Source organism: Streptomyces olivochromogenes (assembly GCF_021538895.1).
GTDB classification, from domain to species: Bacteria; Actinomycetota; Actinomycetes; order Streptomycetales; family Streptomycetaceae; genus Streptomyces; species Streptomyces olivochromogenes_A.
Map to the genome: position 1 here is coordinate 1 of NZ_JADDRL010000147.1, position 21,471 is coordinate 21,471.

General features: G+C 71.7%; 15 protein-coding genes. 3 read left to right on the forward strand and 12 right to left on the reverse strand.

Features of this window, described 5'->3' with window-relative positions:
- From IPZ69_RS41530 to IPZ69_RS41555, 6 genes are all read right to left on the reverse strand, one after another.
- Window positions 1–984: nucleoside triphosphate pyrophosphohydrolase (locus IPZ69_RS41530; RefSeq protein WP_235459945.1), on the reverse strand; the 984-nt coding region annotated here is incomplete at its 3' end.
- Between the two features lie 123 nt (window positions 985–1,107).
- On the reverse strand, window positions 1,108–1,755 hold the full coding sequence (locus tag IPZ69_RS41535; RefSeq protein WP_235459946.1) for a SurA N-terminal domain-containing protein: 648 nt from the start codon (window positions 1,753–1,755) through the stop codon (window positions 1,108–1,110).
- Window positions 1,756–1,896: 141 nt separating this feature from the next.
- On the reverse strand, window positions 1,897–2,727 hold the full coding sequence (locus IPZ69_RS41540) for a glycoside hydrolase domain-containing protein (protein WP_235459947.1): 831 nt from the start codon (window positions 2,725–2,727) through the stop codon (window positions 1,897–1,899).
- 140 nt (window positions 2,728–2,867) lie between these two features.
- Window positions 2,868–4,361, reverse strand: a complete 1,494-nt coding sequence (locus IPZ69_RS41545; RefSeq protein ID WP_268835710.1) for a serine/threonine-protein kinase — start codon at window positions 4,359–4,361, stop codon at window positions 2,868–2,870.
- Window positions 4,362–4,399: 38 nt separating this feature from the next.
- On the reverse strand, window positions 4,400–5,011 hold the full coding sequence (locus IPZ69_RS41550; protein WP_235459948.1) for a hypothetical protein: 612 nt from the start codon (window positions 5,009–5,011) through the stop codon (window positions 4,400–4,402).
- Window positions 5,012–5,294: 283 nt separating this feature from the next.
- The gene (locus IPZ69_RS41555) at window positions 5,295–7,577 is read right to left on the reverse strand and encodes an N-6 DNA methylase (RefSeq protein WP_235459949.1); all 2,283 of its coding nucleotides are present in this window, start codon (window positions 7,575–7,577) and stop codon (window positions 5,295–5,297) included.
- Window positions 7,578–7,768: 191 nt separating this feature from the next.
- On the opposite strand from IPZ69_RS41555, the gene IPZ69_RS41560 reads away from it, so the two are divergent.
- Together IPZ69_RS41560 and IPZ69_RS41565 are read left to right on the forward strand one after the other, a co-directional pair.
- On the forward strand, window positions 7,769–8,464 hold the full coding sequence (locus IPZ69_RS41560) for a hypothetical protein (RefSeq protein WP_235459950.1): 696 nt from the start codon (window positions 7,769–7,771) through the stop codon (window positions 8,462–8,464).
- A gap of 106 nt (window positions 8,465–8,570) precedes the next feature.
- Window positions 8,571–9,326, forward strand: a complete 756-nt coding sequence (locus IPZ69_RS41565; RefSeq protein WP_235459951.1) for a hypothetical protein — start codon at window positions 8,571–8,573, stop codon at window positions 9,324–9,326.
- An 18-nt stretch (window positions 9,327–9,344) separates the two neighbouring features.
- Here IPZ69_RS41565 and IPZ69_RS41570 read toward each other — a convergent pair whose 3' ends face one another.
- From IPZ69_RS41570 to IPZ69_RS41595, 6 genes are all read right to left on the reverse strand, one after another.
- Window positions 9,345–10,088: a GNAT family N-acetyltransferase gene (locus tag IPZ69_RS41570; protein WP_235459952.1), complete on the reverse strand. Its 744-nt coding sequence runs from the start codon at window positions 10,086–10,088 to the stop codon at window positions 9,345–9,347.
- A gap of 60 nt (window positions 10,089–10,148) precedes the next feature.
- Window positions 10,149–10,871, reverse strand: coding sequence for an HNH endonuclease family protein (locus tag IPZ69_RS41575; protein ID WP_235459959.1), 723 nt, complete (start codon window positions 10,869–10,871; stop codon window positions 10,149–10,151).
- 166 nt (window positions 10,872–11,037) lie between these two features.
- A complete protein-coding gene (locus IPZ69_RS41580) occupies window positions 11,038–11,952 on the reverse strand; it encodes an SCO6745 family protein (protein ID WP_235459953.1) in 915 nt (304 codons plus the stop codon).
- Window positions 11,953–12,154: 202 nt separating this feature from the next.
- Window positions 12,155–15,706 (reverse strand): transcription-repair coupling factor, encoded by a 3,552-nt coding sequence (gene mfd, locus IPZ69_RS41585; protein WP_235459954.1) that lies wholly within the window; start codon window positions 15,704–15,706, stop codon window positions 12,155–12,157.
- Between the two features lie 259 nt (window positions 15,707–15,965).
- Complete coding sequence (locus IPZ69_RS41590) at window positions 15,966–18,533, reverse strand: ABC transporter permease (protein ID WP_235459955.1); 2,568 nt, start codon at window positions 18,531–18,533, stop codon at window positions 15,966–15,968.
- On the reverse strand, window positions 18,530–19,318 hold the full coding sequence (locus IPZ69_RS41595) for an ABC transporter ATP-binding protein (protein WP_235459956.1): 789 nt from the start codon (window positions 19,316–19,318) through the stop codon (window positions 18,530–18,532). Before IPZ69_RS41595 ends, IPZ69_RS41590 begins: the two co-directional genes overlap by 4 nt.
- Before the next feature lie 406 nt (window positions 19,319–19,724).
- On the opposite strand from IPZ69_RS41595, the gene IPZ69_RS41600 reads away from it, so the two are divergent.
- Window positions 19,725–21,218 carry an MFS transporter gene (locus tag IPZ69_RS41600; RefSeq protein WP_374295686.1) on the forward strand — a complete coding sequence of 498 codons (1,494 nt, stop codon included), beginning with the start codon at window positions 19,725–19,727 and terminating at the stop codon, window positions 21,216–21,218.
- Window positions 21,219–21,471 lie beyond the last annotated feature (253 nt).

The following is a 21,471-nucleotide window of genomic DNA, read 5'->3' on the forward strand; positions in this document are numbered from 1 at the left end:
GCGTATGGCGTCGCGGTAGGCGCGGGCCGCCGCGCGCAGGGCCGCCTCCGGGTCCACGCCGTCCGCCTCGGCGCCGACCGCGAGCGCGAGCAGCTCGTATCCGATGCCCTCGCCCTGCGGCAGCGGCACCGTGAGGCCCGCGGTGCGCACGCGGGAGGCGAGCTTCGCGGCGAGGGCGAGGCCGGGCTGGCCGAGCGGGACGCCCTCGGTCACCGAGGTGCGGCGCTTCTCCTCCGCCTTGGTGCGCAGCCAGTGCTCCTTGACGTCCTCGGGGGTCTGGGCCGTCTCGTCGCCGAAGACGTGCGGGTGGCGGTGGATGAGCTTGGCGACGATGCCGCCGGCCACGTCGTCGATGGAGAACGGCGCCTCGGGGTCCTCCTCGGCGATGCGGGAGTGGAAGACGACCTGGAGCAGGACGTCGCCCAGCTCCTCTCTCAGCTCGTCGCGGTCGCCGGCCTCGATCGCCTCGACGAGTTCGTAGGCCTCCTCGATGCCGTACTTGGCGAGGCCCAGGTGGGTCTGCCGGGAGGACCAGGGGCACTCGGCGCGGATGCGGTCCATGACCTGGACGACGTCGAGGAGGCGGGCGCCGGGCAGGTCGTAGGAGGCGGGGAGCAGCTCCAGCTCCGGCATCCGCACGCGGCCGGAGCCGGCGAGGCGGGCGAGGCCGTCCGTGAGGGCCGGTTCGCCCTCGCCGGCGGCGACGACGACCACCGTGTGTCCGCCGGCGCAGGAGTCGACCAGTTCCTGGGCGGTGGGGGACGCCTCGTCCACCGATATCCCCGCCTCGCGCAGATAGGGCAGCTGGGGATGCGTCCCGTCCGCGCACAGCACGCGGTCGGCGGTGCGCAGCGCCTGCCAGGCGGGCCAGGACAGCAGGCCGGGGGCGACGCGGTGACTGGTGGTGAGCAGGACGACACGGCCGGGGGCGGACTGCTCGTCCGGTCCCGGTACCTGGGTGTCTTCGAGGCGCGTGGTGTTCACGCATCGAACGTAACGCACCCCGCCCACCCGCCTCGCGCGTTGTCCACAGGCACGGAACGACGATGCGATCGTATGACCGACGGCCCGCTGGCGACGTACCTGAGGTTCCCGCGACGGCGCCGGCTAGGCAGTCAGCTGCGTGCCGTTCGTGGTGACCTCGCGGACCCAGGGGGTCTTCGCGTCGACGCGGCTGCTCTTTTGCACGTCCCAGCTGCCGTAGCGCGGGTTGAGGTCGACGTGGAGTTCCTCGGACGCCGCGGACAAGGCCTTCCAGAAGGCGGGCTCGGTGGTGTTGGTGCCGAGCTTCTGGGCGAGCTTCTGCGCCTCCACCTGGAGCCGGAGGTTGTCGTCGAGACGCTCGGGGGCGACGCCGTACTTCTGCAGCCAGGCCGTCTCCAGCGCCTCGGCGCTGCCCGCCTGCTGCAACAGGCCGCCGCGCATCTGCTGGACCTCCTTGCGGGTGACCGTGATGCCCTGGTCCCGCGCGGCGCGGTGCAGCACCCGGTCGAGCACCATGTTGTGCAGGGTGTCGCGGGTGAGGCTGCTGGTGGAGGCGAGGACCTGCTCGTACTGCGCCTGGTCCGGCACCGCGGCCTTCTGCGCCCGGCGCACCTCGTTCACCCGGCTCTCCAGTTGGGCGACGGTGATCCGCTGACCGCCCACGACGGCCGCCGCGCCGGGATGCGCGTCGTCTCCGCAGGCGGTGAGAAGGGGGGCCGCGGCGACGATCACGGCGGACAGGACGAGCGCGGTGCGACGGCGGCGGTGCAAGGAAACCTCCCGAGGAGATTGTGCGGCAGTGCACAAAGTCTTGCGGTGATCGATGTTAGGCAGTGACCAGGCTCTGGCCAACCCATTCGACCAACGATTCACGTGTGCTTCGGGCACCGCCGTACCCGCGTGCGGTGGGCGTCAGCCGGTGATGGCCACCGGGGCGTCCCACGCGTCGCGGTCCACGGTGATCGTGTAACCGTTCCGCGTCTCCTTGCTGTTGACCATGTACTGGTGGGCGCGGCTGTGGCCGGTGTACTGCGTCGCCCCCCACGGCCAGTCCGCGGTGGTGGTGTACTGCTTGTCCCACAGCGCGTACCAGAGGTTGCCCGGCAGGTCCGTCTTGTCCGTCGCGGTGGCGATCGCCTTGGCGCTGGAGCTGGTGAAGCCGTAGTAGCCGCCGCGGTAGGTCTTGGCGCGCAGCGTCTTGCTGAAGGAGCGCACGTACGTCAGCACGGCGTCGTTGCACGCCTTGTTCGTGACGTCGTACGCCTCCATGTCGAGGTAGATCGGGCTGCCCGCCTTCATGCCGAGGGCGGAGGCCTTGGCGACGGCGTCGGCGGCGTCGCTCGCGCCGAGGGAGGCGGCGGTGGCGGCGCTGATCCTCTCCGGGCTGGAGCCGGTCTGGCAGGGCGGCTGGGCACCCACGTAGAGCGGGATGAGCTTCCAGCCCGCGTCGCCGACGGACTTGACCCAAGAGGGGGTGAGGTTGGGCTGGTTGCAGCCGCGGTTCTTGCCGCCGACGTAGACGGCCGCGGCACCGTAGAACCCGTTGCTGCGCCAGGCCTTCATCGCGTTGAGCGAGGGCGCGGTGCAGGTGTCGAAGGCGTGCCCGGTGTACGTCCGCTGTGCGGGCCAGGTCGTGGCGGCCATGGAGGTCTGCGCGGCGATCCCGGCCCCGGCGACGACGGCGGCTCCCGCCACCGCCCACGTGACGTACCTGCGCTTCTTGGTCTGCCGATGGCCGGCCATGTACCCCACCCTCGATCGCGCGCTGCCAGCGCTCTTGTCTTGCCTGGCGAAAGCGAAGGGCAACCTATCCAGCGCCGTTCATGCCTTCGGGAAACGCAGCCCCCCGAAGATCACAAGAATCACTCAGGGAACGGCAAAATCTAGCCGCGCACCTGCCCCAGCCACTGCAGGGAGCGCCGGACCTCTGCGGCCATCGGGTGACCGGGGCCGTTCAGGCGCTCCACGTCGAGCAGCAGCCGCGCGAGCGTGTCGTGGGCGGCGGACCGGTCGCCGAGGGCGAGCAGCAGATGGCCGATGCGGCGGCGGACGTCGTGGGCGAGCCCGGGGTCCCCGGCCACGTACTGGTTCTCGTAGTACGGCAGCAGCGCGCGGTACTCCGCGAGCGCCGCCGCCGGTTCGCCGAGCTGTTCCAGGCACAGGGCCGCTTCGTAGCGGAAGCGCAGCGACTGCGGGTCGGCCTGGCCGGCCTCGGCGGCGCGTTCGTCGGCCAGCCGGCGCAGTTCGGGCAGCGCGCGCCGGAACTGGCCGTCGTCCATGAGCGTGGCCGCGTACTGCTTGCGCAGGGAGCGGACCACCGGGGAGTGCTCGCCGTGCTGTTGGGCGGCGGCGGGCAGGATCGCGCCGAGGATGTCGACGGCCTGGGTGATACGGCCCTCTCCCAGGAGGCGCTTGACCTCGTCCACGGCGGCGGCGACGTCGGGCTTCTCGGCCGTGTCCGGCACGGGCGTCACGGGGGCGGGCTGGGGCGCGGGCGTGCGCGCCCGGTCCGGCCAGGGGGCGTGCGGGCGCAGGAAGGGCCGCGTGGGGTCGAGGGGCGCCCCGGTGGGTATCCCGCGCGCGGGCAGGAGCAGCGCCAGGTGCTCGTAGACCTCCTGCGCGGAGGCCGGCCGGTGCTGCGGGTCCTTGGCGAGCAGCCGCAGGACGAGCGCTTCGAGCGCCTCCGGCACCTCGGGGCGCAGGCGGCGCACGGGCAGCGGCGGCTCGTACAGGTGCCGGTGCAGTACGCCGAGCGCCGTGGAACCGGAGAACGGCACGTCCCCGCTGAGCAGTTCGTGCATCAGCACACCGAGCGCGTACAGGTCGGTGTACGGGCCGACCGCGCCGCCCATCGCCTGCTCGGGCGCCATGTACGCGGGCGAGCCGATGGGCGAACCGGTGTGCGTGAGACGGGTGGTGTCGGTGTCCATGACGGAGGCGACGCCGAGGTCGAGCACGGTGACCGTGCCGTCCTGCTTCACCATCACGTTGCGCGGCTTGAGGTCGCGGTGGACGATCGGCACGGCGTGCACGGCGCTGAGCACGGCGCACAGCTGCGCGGCGACCGCGACCGCCCACTGCCACGGGTAGGGGTCGTGCTCGGCGAGGTGGTCGGAGAGGTCGGCGCCGTCGACGTACTGCATGACGAGGAACAGCTCCTCGCCCTCGCTGCCCGCGTCGTGCACCGTGACCAGCCCGGGGTGGTCGACCTGCGCGGTCACCCGGCACTCGCGCACGAACCGGCGGCGCAGTTCGTCCGCCTCCTGCCCGGCGACCTTGTCGGGGCGCAGCAGCTTCACCGCCACGCGCCGGTCCAGCCGCTGGTCGTACGCCGTCCAGACCTGGCCCATGCCGCCCTGCCCGATGAGCGTGGACAGCTCGTAGCGGCCGGCGACGACGCGTCCTGTCGCCACGGTCACCTTCCGCCCTCGTGGTTGTCCTCGGGATGCCCGTCGTGCTTGCGCAGGTAGTCACTGAGCTCGTCCAGCTCGGCGCGCACCTGGTCGATGCGGGCGGGGGCGGGACGCTGGTGCGACGTGGAGATCGGCGGCCCGGGCGGGGGCGTGTGGGGCGTGAGCGGCATCGGCGCCACGGGCGTGCTCGGCACGGTCGTCGCGGTGTACGGCGACACGGGGCCCGGGTAGTTGTACGCCCGCGCCATCGGCTGCTGCGCGCGGTAGGCCTCGCGCTGGCGCGCGAAGTGCCGGATGTCCGCCGCGAGGTAGTAGACCGTCACGACGACGAGCGTGCCGAAGAGGATGCCGAGGCCCACGGCGCCGCCGGTGCTCACCTCGTCGGCGGGGTCACTGCCGATCAGCACCACGCTGATGATGTCGGCCGCCAGCGCCACGATGAACAGGCACCAGTCCAGCGGCTTGCGGGTCACGATGGCCAGGCGCAGCAGCATCGCCCAGGCCGCGAAGCCGATGCACAGGAACCCGATCACCACGAACAGGATGCGCAGGAAGACCAGCACCGCGGTGTCCGGCGGCTGCTTCACCGGCTGTGCGTAGCCGTGGCCTTGCATGGTTGCTCCTGTTACCTGAAGAGGGCGTACGTGTTCCGTCCGGCGCCGTCCGCGGTGCGGACAACCCCGGTCATGCGATTGTCGCTTCGAGCATATGGCCCGACACGGACAACCGGTTCGGGTTGTACCGAACCGTTGTCCAGCCGGTCACTTCCCACGACGACGCAGGTGCGGACGGGGTTGCGCGGAGCAGGACGTTCCGGGCGGAAGAGCCGGCGCGGCCCTCGCCCTCGCCGTAGCACCGCCGTCGCCCCACAGTCTGCCCCGCGGGTCCCCCGCCGTGTCATTCAGGTGCCACCGTTCCGTCCGTCAGACCGTCGTACATCCCGCGCACGAGCTGCTCCCCGAGCCGGCCCGCGTGCCGCAGCGCCCGCTCGAACTCGTCGAGTGCGCGAAAGCGCGCGCCGTAGCGGCGCTGTTCGTCGAGCGGGAGCCGCGGCAACTGGAGGCGGCGCACGTCGAGGCGGGTGGCCGTGGACGCGTAGCTGCTGGCCTGGCGGTTGTTGGCGGTACCGCGCAGGAAGCCGGCGAGGAACCAGGGGTCGAGCGCCGTGGGATCGGGGCGCAGGAGCACGAGGTTGCGCCCCAGGGCGGCACCCTCCGTCACCTCGTCGATCACGCGGGCCATCGAGCCGCCGCCGAGCACCGGCACGACGATGTCGCCCGCCTCGGTGAGCACGGCCTCCTCTTCGCTCTCCGGGAGCGTCCCGGAGGGCGCCGTTCCGGCCACCACGTCGTGGTCGGTGAGGACGGCCACGCGCGCGTGGCCGCCGCTTCCGCCGGTACGCAGCACCAGGGCGCCCCCGCGCGCGAGTTCACCGACGGTGGTGAGCGGCCAGCGCACGGGGCGCGCGGCGTCGGCGGACGGCGGGGTGAGATCGGCGGTCAGGCGCAGCGTCTCGCCGAGGCGCTCCCGTACGGCCGTGAGCTGCTCGGCGCCGTCGGCGGCCGCGGCGGGCGGGAGGTGCCGGGCGGGGGCCAGGTCCACGTCGTCGTCGAGGAGTTCGATCACGGGCACGGAACGGGCCAGCCCCGGTCGCTCGTCGAGCCGCCCGGCGCGTTCGAAGGCGCCCCAGGCGTCCAGTACGGCGTCCCGCACCGCCTGCCAGTCGGGGCCGCCGCGCCCCTCGGTGGCGAACTGCCCGGTGTCGGCGAGCAGCACCTCGGGCTGCGCGGGCGTCCGGTCCGGCCGGCGCAGCACCCAGACGTGCAGGGGGATGTTGTACGGCGGCGCGGCGCCGACCGGCAGCGCGAGGACGGCGCGGAGCGCGCCGCGGCGCAGCAGGTCGGCGCGGATGCGCCGGCCGGAGCGGCGGGAGGCGGCGGCGGGCGGCATCAGCAGTACGGCGGTGCCGCCGTCCTTCAGCCGGGCGAGCGCGTGCTGGACCCAGGCCAGCTCGGACTCGGTGCGGGCGGGGAATCCGTACTCCCAGCGCGGGTCGTAGGCGAGTTCGTCGTGGCCCCAGTTGCGCTCGTTGAACGGCGGGTGGCACAGGACGGCGTCGGCGTGCAGCCACGGGTACGCGTCGCCGCGCAGGGTGTCGCCGACGGCGGCACGCACGGTGGAGCGGGCGTGCAGCGCGAGCCGGAGCGCGGTGAGCACGGCCAGGTCGGGCGCGCTGTCCTGGGCGTACAGCTCCTGGTCGGGGCGGGCGTCGACGGCGCGCAGCAGGGCGCCGGTGCCGCAGGCCGGATCGAGCACGGTACGGGCGGGGCCGGCGAGGTCGGCCATGAGGCGGGCGAGTTCGGCGGGCGTGAGCGTGTACTGGCGCGGGTTGGCGTCGAGGTGCCGCCCCAGCAGGAACTCGAACGTCTGCCGGGCCCCCGTCTCGGCCGCCAGCTCGGCGGCGCCGCGCAGGAGGGGGACGGAGGGAAGGAATTCGGGGCTGGTGGGGATGTGAACGGCCGGGGTGCCGATCATGGCGGGTGCGGTGTTCACACCGTGGGCGGCGTGCCCGGCGTGTGCGGTGTGTGCGGCGGGCGGGGTGTTCACATCGCCGCCGGTGTTCACACCGGCGGGGGGCGTGGCGGGCGAAGCGGTGTGCGACGCGGCCGGGGTGTTCACAGCGCCCGCGCTGTGAGTCGGCGTCGGCGCGTTCACAGCCCCTGGAGCGTTCACAGCCGCCGCCCCGCCGCCGGCCCGCCCGCTGTGAACACGGCGGCCACGCGTCACACCGAAGCGCGGCACGATCACCTTTTCCAGGGTGTCGGGCAGCAGCGCGGCCAGCCGCTCGTCGGACCCGGCGCTCATCTCCAGCCACACGGTGGGCCGCTCGTGGATGAGCAGCAGGGCGCAGCCCGCGTGCACCAACGCGGTGACGGGACCCTCGGGATGGCCGGCGAGCTGCTGCCAGACGCGTTCGCGGAGCGGGACCTCGGCGAGCTTGCCCTGCTTGCGCAGCCAGGCCTCCACCTCGACGAGCGCGAAGGACGGGCTGGTCTCGGTGCCGCCGACCGGTTTGGGGAAGTCGGCGTGCCGACGGCGCCAGTTGCTGACGGCGGCACGGCCGACGCCGGCGAGCCGTGCGATTCCGGCGGCGGTCACCTCTGTCGCGTTGTCCTGCACCCGCCCCGCTCCCCTCGTTCCATGTGTGACCACGAGCATACCGGTGAACGCGTGATCCATGCCTTCACGGCCGTGTACACAACTCATCATGTGAATCGTGTTGACTCGGTTCACAGGCTCTGGTCTTATTGACTCAGCGAACGAGCGACCGCCTGAGGGGGGCGGTCGCCGACTCGGGAGGGGGCAGAGCCATGGGCATGAAGGGCAAGGCCGTACTGGGGGCCGTCGTGGGGGTAGTCGTCATCGGTGTCGTGTCGGCGAACGCCGGCGGCAGCGACAAGGGCGACGACAGCGGTTCCCACAGCAGCGGCAAGGGCTCTTCGGCGTCCGCCGAGCACCGGTCCGGCGGCAAGAAGGGGGCGAACAGACCGGAAGCCGCCGCGAAGAAGGCCGCGTTCGACGGGGACGGTGACTTCCAGGTCGGCAAGGACGTCAAGCCCGGCACCTACCGCACCAGCGGCAACACCGACGACATGTGCTACTGGGAGCGCGCCAAGGACGCCTCGGGCGAGACCGACTCGCTGCTGGCCAACGACAATGTCACCGGCACCAGTTACGTCACCGTCAAGGCCACCGACAAGCTGTTCAAGTCCAGCGGCTGCAAGGACTGGGAGGCCGTCGACCCGAAGGCGAAGGGTTCACCCGCCTCGAAGATGGCCGGCAGGGGCGGCATGTTCAAGGTCGGGACGGACATCGCCCCGGGAACGTACAGGTCCACCGGCAACGCCGACGACTCCTGCTACTGGGAGCGCACCAAGGACGCCGAGCACGGGCTCGACTCGATCATCGCGAACAACAACGTGACCGGCACCGCCGTCGTCACCATCAAGGCGTCCGACGCCTACTTCAAGACCACCGGCTGCGGGGACTGGAAGAAGACCGCCTGACCCCGCCGGCCCGTCTCCCCCGCACCACCAACCGCCACACGCTCGTCACTTCACCGCACCTCACTTCACCACACCTCACCGCTCATCTCTTCACCAAGGAATTCCCATGCGTCGCACCGCACTTGCCGCCCTCTGCCTCGCCGCCGCGGCCACCGCCGGACTCACCGGCTGTCTGCCGGGGCAGCACAAAGACTCCGCGGACAGCAAGCCGAAGGGCCCGTTCGCCGGGCTGACGGGAGCCGAGATCGCCGACCGGGCGATGAAGGCCACCACCGGGGCCTCGTCGCTGCGGATGAAGGGCGATGTCCCCGACGACGAGAGCAAGGGCACCATCCAGCTCGACATGGCCCTGAACAGGAAGGGCGAGTGCGCCGGCACCATGAGCATGAACGGGCAGGGCAAGGCCGACCTGATCAAGACCGGTGACGCCATCTACATGAAGTACGACGAGGCGTTCCTGCGCGCCCAGAGCAAGGGCGAGTCCAAGTCCGACACCGACGCGGCCGTGGCGATGCTGGCCGGGAAGTGGACCAAGATGGCCGTGAAGGGCCAGGACGCCAAGGACATCGCGGGCTTCTGCGACCTGGACTCGGTGCTCGGCGGCGCCGAGGACAGCAACTCGGACGCCACGCGCGGCAAGACGACCTCCGTCGACGGCACTCCGGCGATCGTCCTCCACGAGAAGGACGGCAAGGACAACTACACGCTCTACGTCGCCACCGAGGGCAAGCCGTACCTGCTGAGGGTCGACGGCACCTCCGCCAAGGAGCCGGTGAAGCTCTCCTTCAGCGACTACGAGAAGCCCGTGCCGGCGCAGAAGCCCGCCGGCAAGATCATCGACCTGGACGCGCTGGGCGGCTGATCCGCGTCCCGGCGCCGCTCACAGCGGGTGCCGCATCCACACGTTGGGCTCGACGTACACGGCGTATCCGCGTTCCGGTTCACAGCGGACCGGGACGAGGGCGCCGGGTACGTCGATGTCGCCCTCCGTGTCGAAGGCCAGTCCCGTCCAGCGGCGCCACTCCTCCAGGGAGGCGGCCACGGTCATGGACGCCGGCGCGATGGAGTCGATGGTCGCGCCGGCCCGTGCGTGGACGCGCAGCCACGGGTCGTGTGGCAGACCGTCGGCGCGCACCCGGTGCGCGTACTCCGCGATGTCGGTACGCGGCTCCAGGTGCTTGGCGCTGGGCCTAACCGGCGCTACGACCTCGCCGAAGCCGTGCGCCCGGGCGTTGTCCCGCATCGCCGAGAGCATCCGTGCGGACAGCCCGCGGCCATGCGCGTGCGGGGCCACGACGATGGCGATAGCGCTGACCGTGTCGGGGCGGATGCCGCGGCGCAGGTCGGCGAAGGCCCAGCCGAGCACCTGGTCCCAGCCGCGGGCGGGCAGCGTGCCGCGTCCTTCGGCGCCGAGGGCGAAGGGCACGCCGTAGCCGTGTGCGACCACGTCGCCCCGCCCGTCCTCGGCGAACAGCGCGTACTGCGGCAGTTCGGTCGGGATACGGCCGTAGTAGGCGCCGCCGACCGGGTCGTTGGTCGTGAACTCCGGCCAGGTGTCGGCCATCCCGACGACCTTCTCCAGCATCTCGGGCCTCTCGGCGAGGCTCGCCACCGTGACATCCATGCAGGCCACGCTATGCGGGACGGGCGACGGCCGCGAAGGGAATCCGGGCGCCCGGAGCCGTCAGCGCGCCCGGAATCGCTCCGGCGCCTTGGTCGGGTTGCCGCCGGACGGGAGCTTCTGGTCCGGGCAGGAGGCGAGGACGTCCTTCATCGCGGCCTTCTCGGCGCCGGTCACCCACAGGCCGTACTTCTTCTTCACGGCGACCTGGGCCGCGACGTAGGCGCAGCGGTAGGCCTTGTTGGACGGGAGCCAGGTGGCCGTGTCGCCGTCGCCCTTGCCGCGGTTGGTGCTCGCGTCGACGGCCAGCAGGTTGAGGGGGTCGTTGGCCAGGGCTATGCGCTTGCTGGGGTCCCAGTACTTGGCGCCCTTCTGCCAGGCGTCCGAGAGGGCGACGACGTGGTCGATGTCGACCTGGCTGCGGCCGCGCCGGTAGGTGATGTCCTTGCCGGAGTACGGGTCGGGCTCCAGCAGGCCGTAGGAGACCTTGCAGTCGCCGCGGGTGAACCTCACCTCCTTCAGGTCGCGTTTGAGGATGTCGTCCCGGGTGTCGCAGGAGTTGGAGTCGGTGTCGGCCCAGGCGGTGCCGAACCTGGCCCGGGAGTAACCGGTCTTGGGCGCCCGGCCCTTGACGGCCAGTGACTCCGCGACGGTCAGGGCGGCACCCCCGCTCCCCGGCTGTCCGGCTCCCGAAGAACCCGAAGAACCCTTGGTGTCCTGGTCGGTGCAGCCGGCCACGGCGAGCAGCACGACGGCGGCGGTGATGGCCCCGCCCCTCAGACGCATCACGGCGCGTCCCCCCTTGCCTCCCCTTGTTCCGCCCCCGCACGGGCGGACGTTCCTGGACCCACCGTAGCGACCGGGTGGTTCGCGCCGGACGGGGGGCGGGGGGCGCGCCGGTGGCGGGCCGGCGTATCGGCGGTCGCTCGCGGCGGCCGCACGCGTGCCCGGCTCAGACCTTGCCGATGCCCAGCGTCGACTCGGCGGGGAGCAGTCCCGTGGACAGGACCGCGACCCAGTAGTCGCCGAGCAGTGCGGTCAGGCGGTCCACGGCGGGCAGGCCGAGGGTCTGCCAGGGGGCGGCGGCGAGGCGGTCGGTGTGCCGTTCGACCTCGCGGCGCAGTTCACGGCCCGCGTCCGTGGCCGTACCGCTCGCGTCGATCAGGCCACGGGCGGTCAGGCGTTCGCGTGCGGCCGTCCACTCCTCGGGGCTCCAGCCACGGCTCTCGAAGCGCTCGACGGACGCGGCGCCTATCGCGGCGAAGGAGACCAGGGACTCGACGGGGTCGAGGCCGGCGACGAGGAGGGCGGCGAGATGGCCGTCGCCGCGGTGTTCGCGCAGGATCGTCGCCGCCTGCCACAGCTGCAGGTGGGGGGCGTCGGGCCAGGGCAGTTCGGCGTTGGCCGCGGCGAGCGGGCGGCCCGCGGTGTTCGCCGCCTGTGCCGCGCGCCGGGCCAGGGCAGCGGCCTCGGCCAGCTCGGGGCTGTCGACGCGGTCGCCCAGGATCGAGCGGTACGTCCGGTCGATCCCGCGCAGTCTCGCCCTCAGGACCGCCTCCGGGCTCGCGACCGTCCAGGCGCGGTCGCTGTGTTCGGCGACCATGCGGGGGGCGAAGCTGTAGAAGGCGGAGGCGACCCGCTCGCCGCCGACCGCCCCCAACGGCGCGGCGCGGAACGGGAAGTAGGCCGGCCAGCGATCCTCCGTGCCGTATCCGAGGGCGGAGGCCTCCTCGAAGACCTCCGGCGCGTAGTACAGCACGGCGTGCAGGGGTTCCAGCAGGTGCCAGAGCGCGCGCACGCGCGTCGGCTCCACCCTGCCGTCCTGTCCCGTCCCACCCTCGACGGCCTTGCTGACGTGCTCGGACATGGCGTGACTCCTCACCGGCATCGGATCGGTCGGCAACAGCTCACAACGTGACACGGACAAGACTGAGGTGTTTGGCACGCCGGCGGCCATGACGACCGGGACGGCGTCGGGCGGCCGGCCGGACGAGTGACCCCGCCCGTGCCACCACCCGAGCCGCCGCCCGCGCGTTCGCCCGGCGGGGCCCGCACGACCTCGCCGTCGGCTACGACCCCAGGATCGACGCCAGGAACTCCCCTACCCAGCCGAGCAGTTCACGCCCGACCAGCGGCTTGCCGCCGACCTTCGCGGTCTTCGGGCGGGGCACCAGCACCTGGTGGACCGCCGGCTTGATGACCGTGCCCGGGTACAGCCGCTTGACGCGCAGTTCCTGCGACTCCCGCAATTCCACCGGGGCGAAGCGGATGTTGGTGCCCTGCAGCACGATCTCGCCGACGCCGCACGCGCGTGCCAGCATGCGCAGGCCCGCGACGAGGAGCAGGTTCTCGACCGGTTCGGGCAGCTTTCCGTAGCGGTCGACGAGTTCCTCGCGGACGGCCTTGATGTCGTCCTCCGTGTTGGCGGAGGCGATGGCCCGGTAGGCCTGGAGGCGCAGTCGCTCGCCAGGCGCGTAGTCGTGCGGGACGTGCGCGTCGACGGGGAGCTCGATCTTGACCTCCAGCGGCGGCTCCTCCTCGATCCCGCCGGACTCCAGCTGGCGCCGATAGTCCGCGACCGCCTCGCCGACCATGCGGACGTACAGGTCGAAGCCGACGCCCGCGATGTGGCCGGACTGCTCGCCGCCGAGCAGGTTTCCGGCGCCGCGGATCTCCAGGTCCTTCATCGCCACGTACATGCCCGCACCCATCTCCGTGTGCTGGGCGATGGTCGCGAGGCGCTCGTGGGCCGTCTCCGTGAGGGGCTTCTCCGGCGGGTACAGGAAGTACGCGTAGCCGCGCTCGCGGCCACGGCCGACGCGTCCGCGCAGCTGGTGCAGCTGCGACAGGCCGAAGGTGTCGCCTCGTTCCACGATCAGCGTGTTGGCGTTGGAGATGTCGATGCCGGACTCGACGATCGTTGTCGAGACGAGGACGTCGAACTTCTTCTCCCAGAAGTCGACGACCACCTGCTCCAGCGCGGACTCCGACATCTGGCCGTGGGCGGTGGCGATGCGCGCCTCGGGGACGATCTCGCGCAGCCGGGCGGCCGCGCGGTCGATCGACTCGACCCGGTTGTGGATGTAGAAGACCTGGCCCTCGCGCAGCAGTTCGCGGCGGATGGCCGCGCCGATCTGCTTCTCCTCGTACGGCCCGACGAAGGTGAGGACGGGGTGCCGCTCCTCCGGCGGGGTGGTGATCGTCGACATCTCGCGGATGCCGGTGACCGCCATCTCCAGGGTCCTGGGGATCGGGGTCGCGGACATGGTCAGGACGTCGACGTTCGCGCGGAGCTTCTTCAGCTGCTCCTTGTGCTCCACGCCGAAGCGCTGCTCCTCGTCGACGATGACCAGGCCGAGGTCCTTGAACTTCGTCTCCGAGGAGAACAGGCGGTGGGTGCCGATGACGACGTCCACCGACCCCTCCTTGAGTCCCTCCAGGGCCGCCTTCGCCTCGGTGTCGGTCTGGAAGCGGGAGAGGGCGCGCACGTTCACCGGGAACTGCGAGTACCGCTCGCTGAAGGTCCCGAAGTGCTGCTGCACCAGCAGCGTGGTCGGGACGAGGACGGCGACCTGCTTGCCGTCCTGGACGGCCTTGAAGGCGGCGCGCACCGCGATCTCGGTCTTGCCGTAGCCGACGTCGCCGCAGATCAGGCGGTCCATCGGGACCGACTTCTCCATGTCCTCCTTGACCTCGGCGATGGTCGTCAGCTGGTCGGGGGTCTCGGCGTACGGGAAGGCGTCCTCCAGCTCCCGCTGCCAGGGGGTGTCGGCGCCGAAGATGTGTCCGGGGGCCGCCATCCGCGCGCTGTAGAGCTTGATCAGGTCGGCGGCGATCTCCTTGACGGCCTTCTTGGCGCGCGCCTTGGTCTTCGTCCAGTCCGCGCCGCCGAGGCGGTGCAGGGTGGGCGCCTCGCCGCCGACGTACTTGGTGATCTGCTCCAGCTGGTCGGTGGGGATGTAGAGCCGGTCGCCGGGCTGGCCGCGCTTGGCGGGGGCGTACTCGACGACGAGGTACTCGCGGGTGGCGCCCTGGACGGTGCGCTGCACCATCTCGATGTAGCGGCCGACGCCGTGCTGCTCGTGGACGATGTAGTCGCCCGCCTCCAGGCTGAGCGGGTCGATGGTCTTGCGGCGGCGGACGGGCATGCGGGCGCCGTCCCGGCCGGCCGCCTTCTGGCCGGACAGGTCGGTCTCCGTCAGGACGGCGAGCTTGAGTGCCGGGTCGACGAAGCCGTAGTCGATGGAGCCGCAGGAGACGTGCACGACGGAGGGGCTGAGCTCACCCAGGTCGGCGTCGAGGCGGGCCGCGATGCCCTCGCCGCCGAGCACCTCGACCGTGCGGGCCGCGGGGCCGTGGCCCTCGGTGACGAAGACCGTGCGCCAGCCGTCGGCCAGCCAGCCCTTGGTGTCGGCGAGGGCGCGCGCCGTGTCGCCGCGGTAGGTCTCGGGCGCGTGCATGCCGAGCTTGAGCGTGTCCGAGTCGCTCGTCTCGTCGTCGGCGAAGGACTCGTCGGCGGCGAAGGGCGAGACGGACCACCACATCATGTCCAGCTCGCGTGCGCGGTCACGGACGTCGGCGATGGACCACAGGGAGGCCGCGCCGACGTCGATGGGGGCCTCGCCGCCGCCCGCGGTGGCCGCCCAGGACGCCTGGAGGAACTCCTGGCTGGTGGCGACGAGGTCGGCGGCGCGCGTGCGGACCCGCTCCGGGTCGCAGACGAGTGCCATGGCGCCCTTGGGCAGCACGTCGAGCAGCAGTTCCATGTCGTCGACCAGGACGGGGGCCAGGGACTCCATGCCCTCGACCGCGATGCCCTCGGCGATCTTTCCGAGCAGTTCGCCGAGCTCCGGGTGCTGTTCGGCGAGGGCACGCGCACGCGTGCGGACGTCTTCCGTCAACAGAAGTTCACGGCAGGGCGGCGCCCACAGGCCGTGCTCGGCGACCTCCAGGGACCGCTGGTCGGCGACCTTGAAGTAGCGGATCTCCTCGACGTCGTCGCCCCAGAACTCGACGCGCAGGGGGTGTTCCTCGGTGGGCGGGAACACGTCGAGGATGCCGCCGCGCACGGCGAACTCGCCGCGCTTCTCCACCAGCTCGACCCGGGAGTAGGCGGCGCCCGCGAGGGCCTCCACGATGGCGTTCAGATCGGCGGTCTGCCCGGTCCTCAGGGCCACGGGTTCGAGGTCGCCGAGCCCCTTGACCTGCGGCTGCAGCACGGAACGTACGGCTGCGACGACGACGGAGACCGGGCCGGTCTCGGGGTCGTCGGTGCTGGGGTGGGCCAGTCTGCGCAGTACGGCGAGGCGGCGGCCGACGGTGTCGCTGCGCGGGCTGAGCCGCTCGTGCGGGAGCGTCTCCCAGGAGGGGTACTCCACGACGGACGCCGGGGGCAGCAGCGAGCGCAGGGCGGCGGCCAGGTCCTCGGCCTCGCGTCCCGTCGCCGTCACCGCCAGCACCGGGTGACCGGGCTCGCGGGCCAGGGCGGCGACCGCGAAGGGGCGGGCCGCCGGGGGGCCGACCAGGTCGACGTGCATGCGGTTGCCGTCCGCGGCCGCCTTGATCGCTTCCGCGAGGGCGGCGTCCTTGACTACGGCGTCGAGCAGACCGTGCAGGCTCATGGAGAGGGCTTTCGTCCGGGGGGTGGGCAACACGAATGACCCGACGCGAGTCGCGGCCGGGGGGTCTCCAGCGTACGACGCTGCGCCCGCCGGTGCCGGGGGCTGTGGATAACGCCGGTTCTCTTGTGGCGCGGGTGGGTGCGCCGCTCACCCATGAAAACGGACCCGGTGCCGGGAAGTCCCTCAGGACTCCCCGGCACCGGGTTCTCCCCCGCAACCCCCGTATGCGGTGGTCGTGGCGTCGGCTCAGCCTGTGTGGCTAGTCCGTCGCGATCGCGTTCAGTACGTTCATCCGCCCCGCCCTGAATGCCGGGATCAGTGCCGCGAACAGGCCCACGAAGGCCGAGCCGACGAAGACTCCGATGATCGTCGGCCAGGGGATCTCCAGGACGTTCAGTCCCTCCAGGGCGAGGAGCCGCTGGGCGGTCGCTCCCCAGCCCATGCCCAGGCCGAGGCCGAGGAGGGCGCCGAAGAGGGCGATGACCACCGACTCCAGGCGGATCATGCGGCGCAGCTGGCGGCGGGAGAGGCCGATGGCCCGCATCAGGCCGATCTCCCTCGTCCGCTCGACCACCGACAGGGCCAGGGTGTTCACCACGCCGAGGACCGCGACGATGATCGCCAGGGCGAGCAGGCCGTAGACCATGTTCAGGAGCTGGCCGATCTGGTCCTTCAGTTCCTGCTTGTAGTCGGTCTGGTCCCTGACGTCGTACTGCGGCCACTTCTTCAGTGACGCCTTCAGAGCCGCATAGGCCTGCTTCTCCTGGCCGTCCTTGGCCTTGGCGAACATGATCACGTTCGGCGGGACCTGGCTCTTCGGGACGTACTTCTCCATGGTCGCCGTGCTCAGGTAGCGCGCGCCCTTGTCGAGCGCGGAGTCGTCGTCCGTGATCGCGGCGACCTTGAGCTTCGCGGTGCGGCCGTGCTTGAAGGCGACGGTGATGGTGTCGCCGACGTGCACGCCGTGCTTCTTGGCGTAGTCGGAGCCGACCGCCATGGCGTCCGTGCCGTAGGCGTTCTTCAGGGTGCCCTCGGTGGTGGTGCGGCGCAGGTCGTCGGCGTACGACGGGTCCGCGGCCGTGACCCCCTTGTCGTCGGCCTTGCCGTCGGGCGAGGTCAGCGTGGCGTCGACCTCCTTGTAGCTGGTGACATGGGCCAGGCCCGGCGTCCGCTCCATCGCCCGCTGGGCCTGCGGGACGATCCGCTGGTGGCCCGTGACGATGAAGTCCGCGCCGACCGACTTGTCCAGCTCGCTGGTGGCGGAGGCGACCATGGAGGAGCCGACCACCGACAGGCAGGCGACCAGCGCCAGGCCGATCATCAGGGCGGCGCCCGTGGCCCCCGTACGGCGCGGGTTGCGCAGGGCGTTGCGCTCGGCCATCCGGCCGACCGGGCCGAAGGCCCGCAGCAGGACCGCGCTGATCACCCGGACCACCCCGCCCGCCAGCAGCGGGCCGATGATCACGAAGCCGATCAGGGAGAGGACGATGCCGGCGCCGAGGACGAGCGAGCCGTCCTTCGCCTTGTCCGCCGTGGCCGCCGCGTACAGCGCCGCGGTGCCGGCGCCGGTGAGGACCAGGCCGATCAGGCCCCGTATCCAGCCCGCCCTGCCGTCGGTGGGCGTACCGGACTCGCGCAGCGCGGCCATCGGGGAGACCTTGCCGGCGCGGCGGGCCGGCAGATAGGCGGCGAGGACGGTGACGATCACGCCGAGGACCAGGCCGACCACGGGGGTGGTCGCCTTGACCGTCAGGTCCCGGGTCGACAGGTCCATGCCCATCGAGCTCATGATCTTCATCAGGCCGACGGCGATGCCGACACCGGCGCCGACGCCGAGGATCGAGCCGACGAAGCCGAGCAGCAGCGCCTCGACCAGCACCGAGCGGTTGACCTGCTTGCGGGAGGAGCCGATCGCCCGCATCAGGCCGATCTCGCGGGTGCGCTGGGCGACCAGCATCGAGAAGGTGTTGACGATCAGGAAGATACCCACCAGGAACGCGATGCCGGCGAAGCCGAGCATGGCGTACTTGATGACGTTCATGAACTGGCCGATGCCCTTGCGGTTCTCGTCGGCGTTCTCCTTGGCGGTCTGGTACTTGTACGTGGCCGCGCCGAGCGTCCGGGTGACGTCCTGCTTGAGCCGCACGTCGGAGACGCCTGCCGCGGCGGTGACGTTGATCTGCGTGAACCGGCCGGTGGCGCCGAGCAGTTCGCGCTGGGCGGTGGCGGTGTCGAAGTAGACGACCGCGGCACCGGGGTTGGTCACCTTGAAGGTGGCGATGCCGACGATCTTCGCCTTGAGGTCGCCGGTCTGCGCGATGGTGCGCAGCTCGTCGCCCAGCTCGAGGTCGTGCTTGTCTGCGGTGTCGGCGTCGACCATCACCTCGGTCGGCCCGCGCGGGGCGTGCCCGGAGGTGATCTCCATCGTCCGCAGGTCGTTCTTGGTCCAGTTGCCGGCGATGGTGGGCGCGCCGTTGCTGGAGCCCATGTTGTCGTTGTCGCTGTCGACGACGGTCACGTTCAGGGAACTGACCGCGCCCTCTGCCGACTTGACGCCGTCGGCCGTCTTGACCCGCTCCACGGCGGACGCGGGCAGCGACAGCGGCACGCCGTTCTGCGGGGTGTCGTCGTTCGACGCGCCCTTGGGCGAGACCGTGACGTTGGAGGCGGTCAGCGAGAACAGTTTGTCGAACGTCGTGTTCATGGTGTCGGTGAACACCAGCGTGCCGCAGACGAACGCCACCGACAGCAGCACCGCGATCGCCGACAGCGCCATGCGTCCCTTGTGCGCGAAGAAGTTGCGCATCGAGGTCTTCAGGACGGTCATGACGTACGTCCCCGGGCGTCGAAGTCCTTCATGCGGTCCAGGACCTGGTCGGCCGTCGGCTGGTGCATCTCGTCGACGATGCGGCCGTCGGCGAGGTACAGCACCCGGTCCGCGTAGGAGGCGGCCACCGGGTCGTGGGTGACCATCACGATGGTCTGGCCCAGCTCGTCGACGGAGCGGCGCAGGAAGCCCAGCACCTCGGCGCCCGCGCGAGAGTCGAGGTTTCCGGTGGGCTCGTCACCGAAGATGATCTCCGGGCGGGCGGCCAGGGCGCGGGCCACGGCGACGCGCTGCTGCTGGCCGCCGGACAGCTGGGTCGGCCGGTGCTTGAGCCGTCCGGCCAGGCCCACGGTCTCCACGACCCGGTCCAGCCAGGGCTTGTCGGGCTTGCGGCCCGCGATGTCCATCGGCAGGGTGATGTTCTCCAGCGCGTTCAGCGTGGGCAGCAGGTTGAACGCCTGGAAGATGAACCCGATCCGGTCCCGGCGCAGCTGGGTGAGCTTCTTGTCCTTCAGGCCGGTGATCTCGGTCTCGTCCAGGTAGATCTGGCCGCTGCTCACCGTGTCGAGTCCGGCGAGGCAGTGCATCAGGGTGGACTTGCCGGACCCCGAGGGGCCCATGATCGCGGTGAACCGGCCGCGGGCGATGTCCACGTCGACGTGGTCGAGGGCGACGACACGGGTCTCCCCGGACCCGTACGCCTTGACAACCTGCCGGGCCCGCGCGGCAACGGCCTTAGGCCCTCCAGTACCCCCGTGCCTGGGAATGGTCACAGCCGATGTCACCGTAAGTCTCCTATATCGGTAGGTCGATGGGCGGCGCGGAGTGCGTCGTCGTCGTTCGGATCGGTACGTCGATGAGTCTCGTGGCCGGCGGGGGTTCGGCGCGCTGGTGCGAAGCCCCGTCTTGTGCGGGGGAAAACCCCACCCCCGCCGGTTCGGTCAGCCGCCCCCCAGCGGCGTAAAGCCAGGTTAAGGACGACCCGGGGTCCGGCTCGTCCTCCGGCGGTACGAACCCTCCCCGATCCGGATTACGGAGCTTCCCCTAGGGGCGGTCCACCGCGAGGTGGAGTCGTCCTAGGGGTCGGCTCCACCCTCCGGCCCAGTCAGGTTCCACCCTCCCGTGGCGTCATGGTCAAGTGGGAAGCTGTCGTCCGGCAGATAGGTGCAGGGGGCACGGGGAGGGATGACGGTGGGAAGTACGAGGCCGGCGACACGGGACAGCACTCGGCGCACCGCGGCTTCCCGGCGGGGGGCGGTCGTCGCGGCCCTGATGCTCGCGATGGCACTGGCCGCGCTCGACGCCACCATCGTCTCCACGGCCGTGCCGCAGATCGTCGGCGATCTCGGCGGGTTCTCGGTCTTCTCCTGGCTGTTCTCCGGCTATCTGCTCGCCGTCACGGTCACGCTGCCCGTGTACGGCAAGCTGTCCGACACCTTCGGCCGCAAGCCGGTGCTGGTGGCGGGCGCGGCCGTGTTCCTGCTCGGCTCGGTGCTGTGCGCGGCCGCCTGGAACATGGGGGCGCTGATCGCGTTCCGGGTGGTGCAGGGGCTGGGCGGCGGGGCGCTGCAGGGCACGGTGCAGACCCTGGCTGCCGACCTGTACCCGCTCAAGGAACGCCCGAAGATCCAGTCCAAGCTGTCCACGGTGTGGGCGGTGTCGGCGGTGGCCGGCCCGGGGCTGGGCGGGGTGCTGGCGGCGTACGCGGACTGGCGCTGGATCTTCCTCATCAACCTGCCCATAGGGTCGGCGGCGCTGTGGCTGATCGTGCGTCATCTGCACGAACCGGCGCGCACGCCCCGCGCGCGGGTGCGGGTGGACTGGGCGGGCGCGCTGGCGGTGTTCGCCTGCGGTGGCGTGCTGCTCACCGCGTTGGTGCAGGGCGGGGTGGCCTGGCCGTGGCTGTCCGCGCCGTCGCTCGCGCTGTTCGCCCTCGGGCTCGCGCTCGTCGCGGTCGTGGTGTGGGTGGAGCGGCGGGCGCCGGAGCCGATCATCCCGGGCTGGGTGTGGCGGCGCCGTACGATCGCGGCGGTCAACCTGGCGCTGGGCGCGCTCGGCCTGCTGATGGTGGCGCCCTCGGTGTTCCTGCCGACGTACGCGCAGTCGGTGCTCGGCCTCGCCCCCGTGGCCGCCGGGTTCGTCCTGTCCGTCTGGACGCTCAGCTGGCCGGTGTCGGCCGCGCTCAGCCAGCACGTGTACCGGCGCATCGGCTTCCGCAACACGGCGATGCTCGGCATCGGCACGGCCGCGCTGATCCTGCTCGCGTTCCCGTTCCTGCCGTATCCGGGCGCGGCCTGGCAGCCGGCGCTGCTGATGCTGCTGCTGGGCGGCGCGCTGGGCCTGTTCCAGCTGCCGCTGATGGTCGGGGTCCAGTCGACGGTGGAGTGGGAGGAGCGCGGCACGACGACGGCCTCCGTGCTGTTCTGCCGGCAGACCGGGCAGACCGTCGGCGCCTCCCTGTTCGGCGCCGTCGCCAACGGGGTGCTGGCCGCACGACTCGGCGGCGCGGGCGATCTGGACTCCGTCACGCGCGCGTTGGACGCCGGTACGGTCCCGGAGGCGACCCGGCACGCCATCGCCGACGCCGTGCACGCGGTGTATCTGGGGGCGGCGGGCGCGGCGGCGCTGGCGTTCCTGGTGCTGCTGTTCCTGGCGCCGCGACGCTTCCCCGTCCTCAAGGACTGAAGCCTTCAGCGGCGGGGGGACCGAAACAGCTTCCCGTCCCCGCGGGCGGAAAAAATCTGAGTTAACGCGGGTAACACCCCGGGTCGGCGCCCCAGTCGTGGAGAAAGCGCATACCGACCGTCCAGTTCGCGGAAAAGGGCGCGCGCCCTGGATACCTGCGAGTAACGTGCGTGGCTCCCACCCCCCATCTCCCTGCGGTCCGCCGCCACGGACCCGAGCCACGCAAGGAGCACGGGATGTCCCACGACCCGTA

Bases quoted from the DNA above. Each gene is read 5' to 3' on its own strand.
- IPZ69_RS41540 (WP_235459947.1), bottom strand. From the start codon at position 2,727: ATGGCCGGCCATCGGCAGACCAAGAAGCGCAGGTACGTCACGTGGGCG.
- IPZ69_RS41550 (WP_235459948.1), bottom strand. From the start codon at position 5,011: ATGCAAGGCCACGGCTACGCACAGCCGGTGAAGCAGCCGCCGGACACC.
- IPZ69_RS41560 (WP_235459950.1), top strand. From the start codon at position 7,769: ATGGGCATGAAGGGCAAGGCCGTACTGGGGGCCGTCGTGGGGGTAGTC.
- IPZ69_RS41565 (WP_235459951.1), top strand. From the start codon at position 8,571: ATGCGTCGCACCGCACTTGCCGCCCTCTGCCTCGCCGCCGCGGCCACC.
- IPZ69_RS41570 (WP_235459952.1), bottom strand. From the start codon at position 10,088: ATGGATGTCACGGTGGCGAGCCTCGCCGAGAGGCCCGAGATGCTGGAG.
- IPZ69_RS41575 (WP_235459959.1), bottom strand. From the start codon at position 10,871: ATGCGTCTGAGGGGCGGGGCCATCACCGCCGCCGTCGTGCTGCTCGCC.
- IPZ69_RS41580 (WP_235459953.1), bottom strand. From the start codon at position 11,952: ATGTCCGAGCACGTCAGCAAGGCCGTCGAGGGTGGGACGGGACAGGAC.
- mfd (WP_235459954.1), bottom strand. From the start codon at position 15,706: ATGAGCCTGCACGGTCTGCTCGACGCCGTAGTCAAGGACGCCGCCCTC.
- IPZ69_RS41590 (WP_235459955.1), bottom strand. From the start codon at position 18,533: ATGACCGTCCTGAAGACCTCGATGCGCAACTTCTTCGCGCACAAGGGA.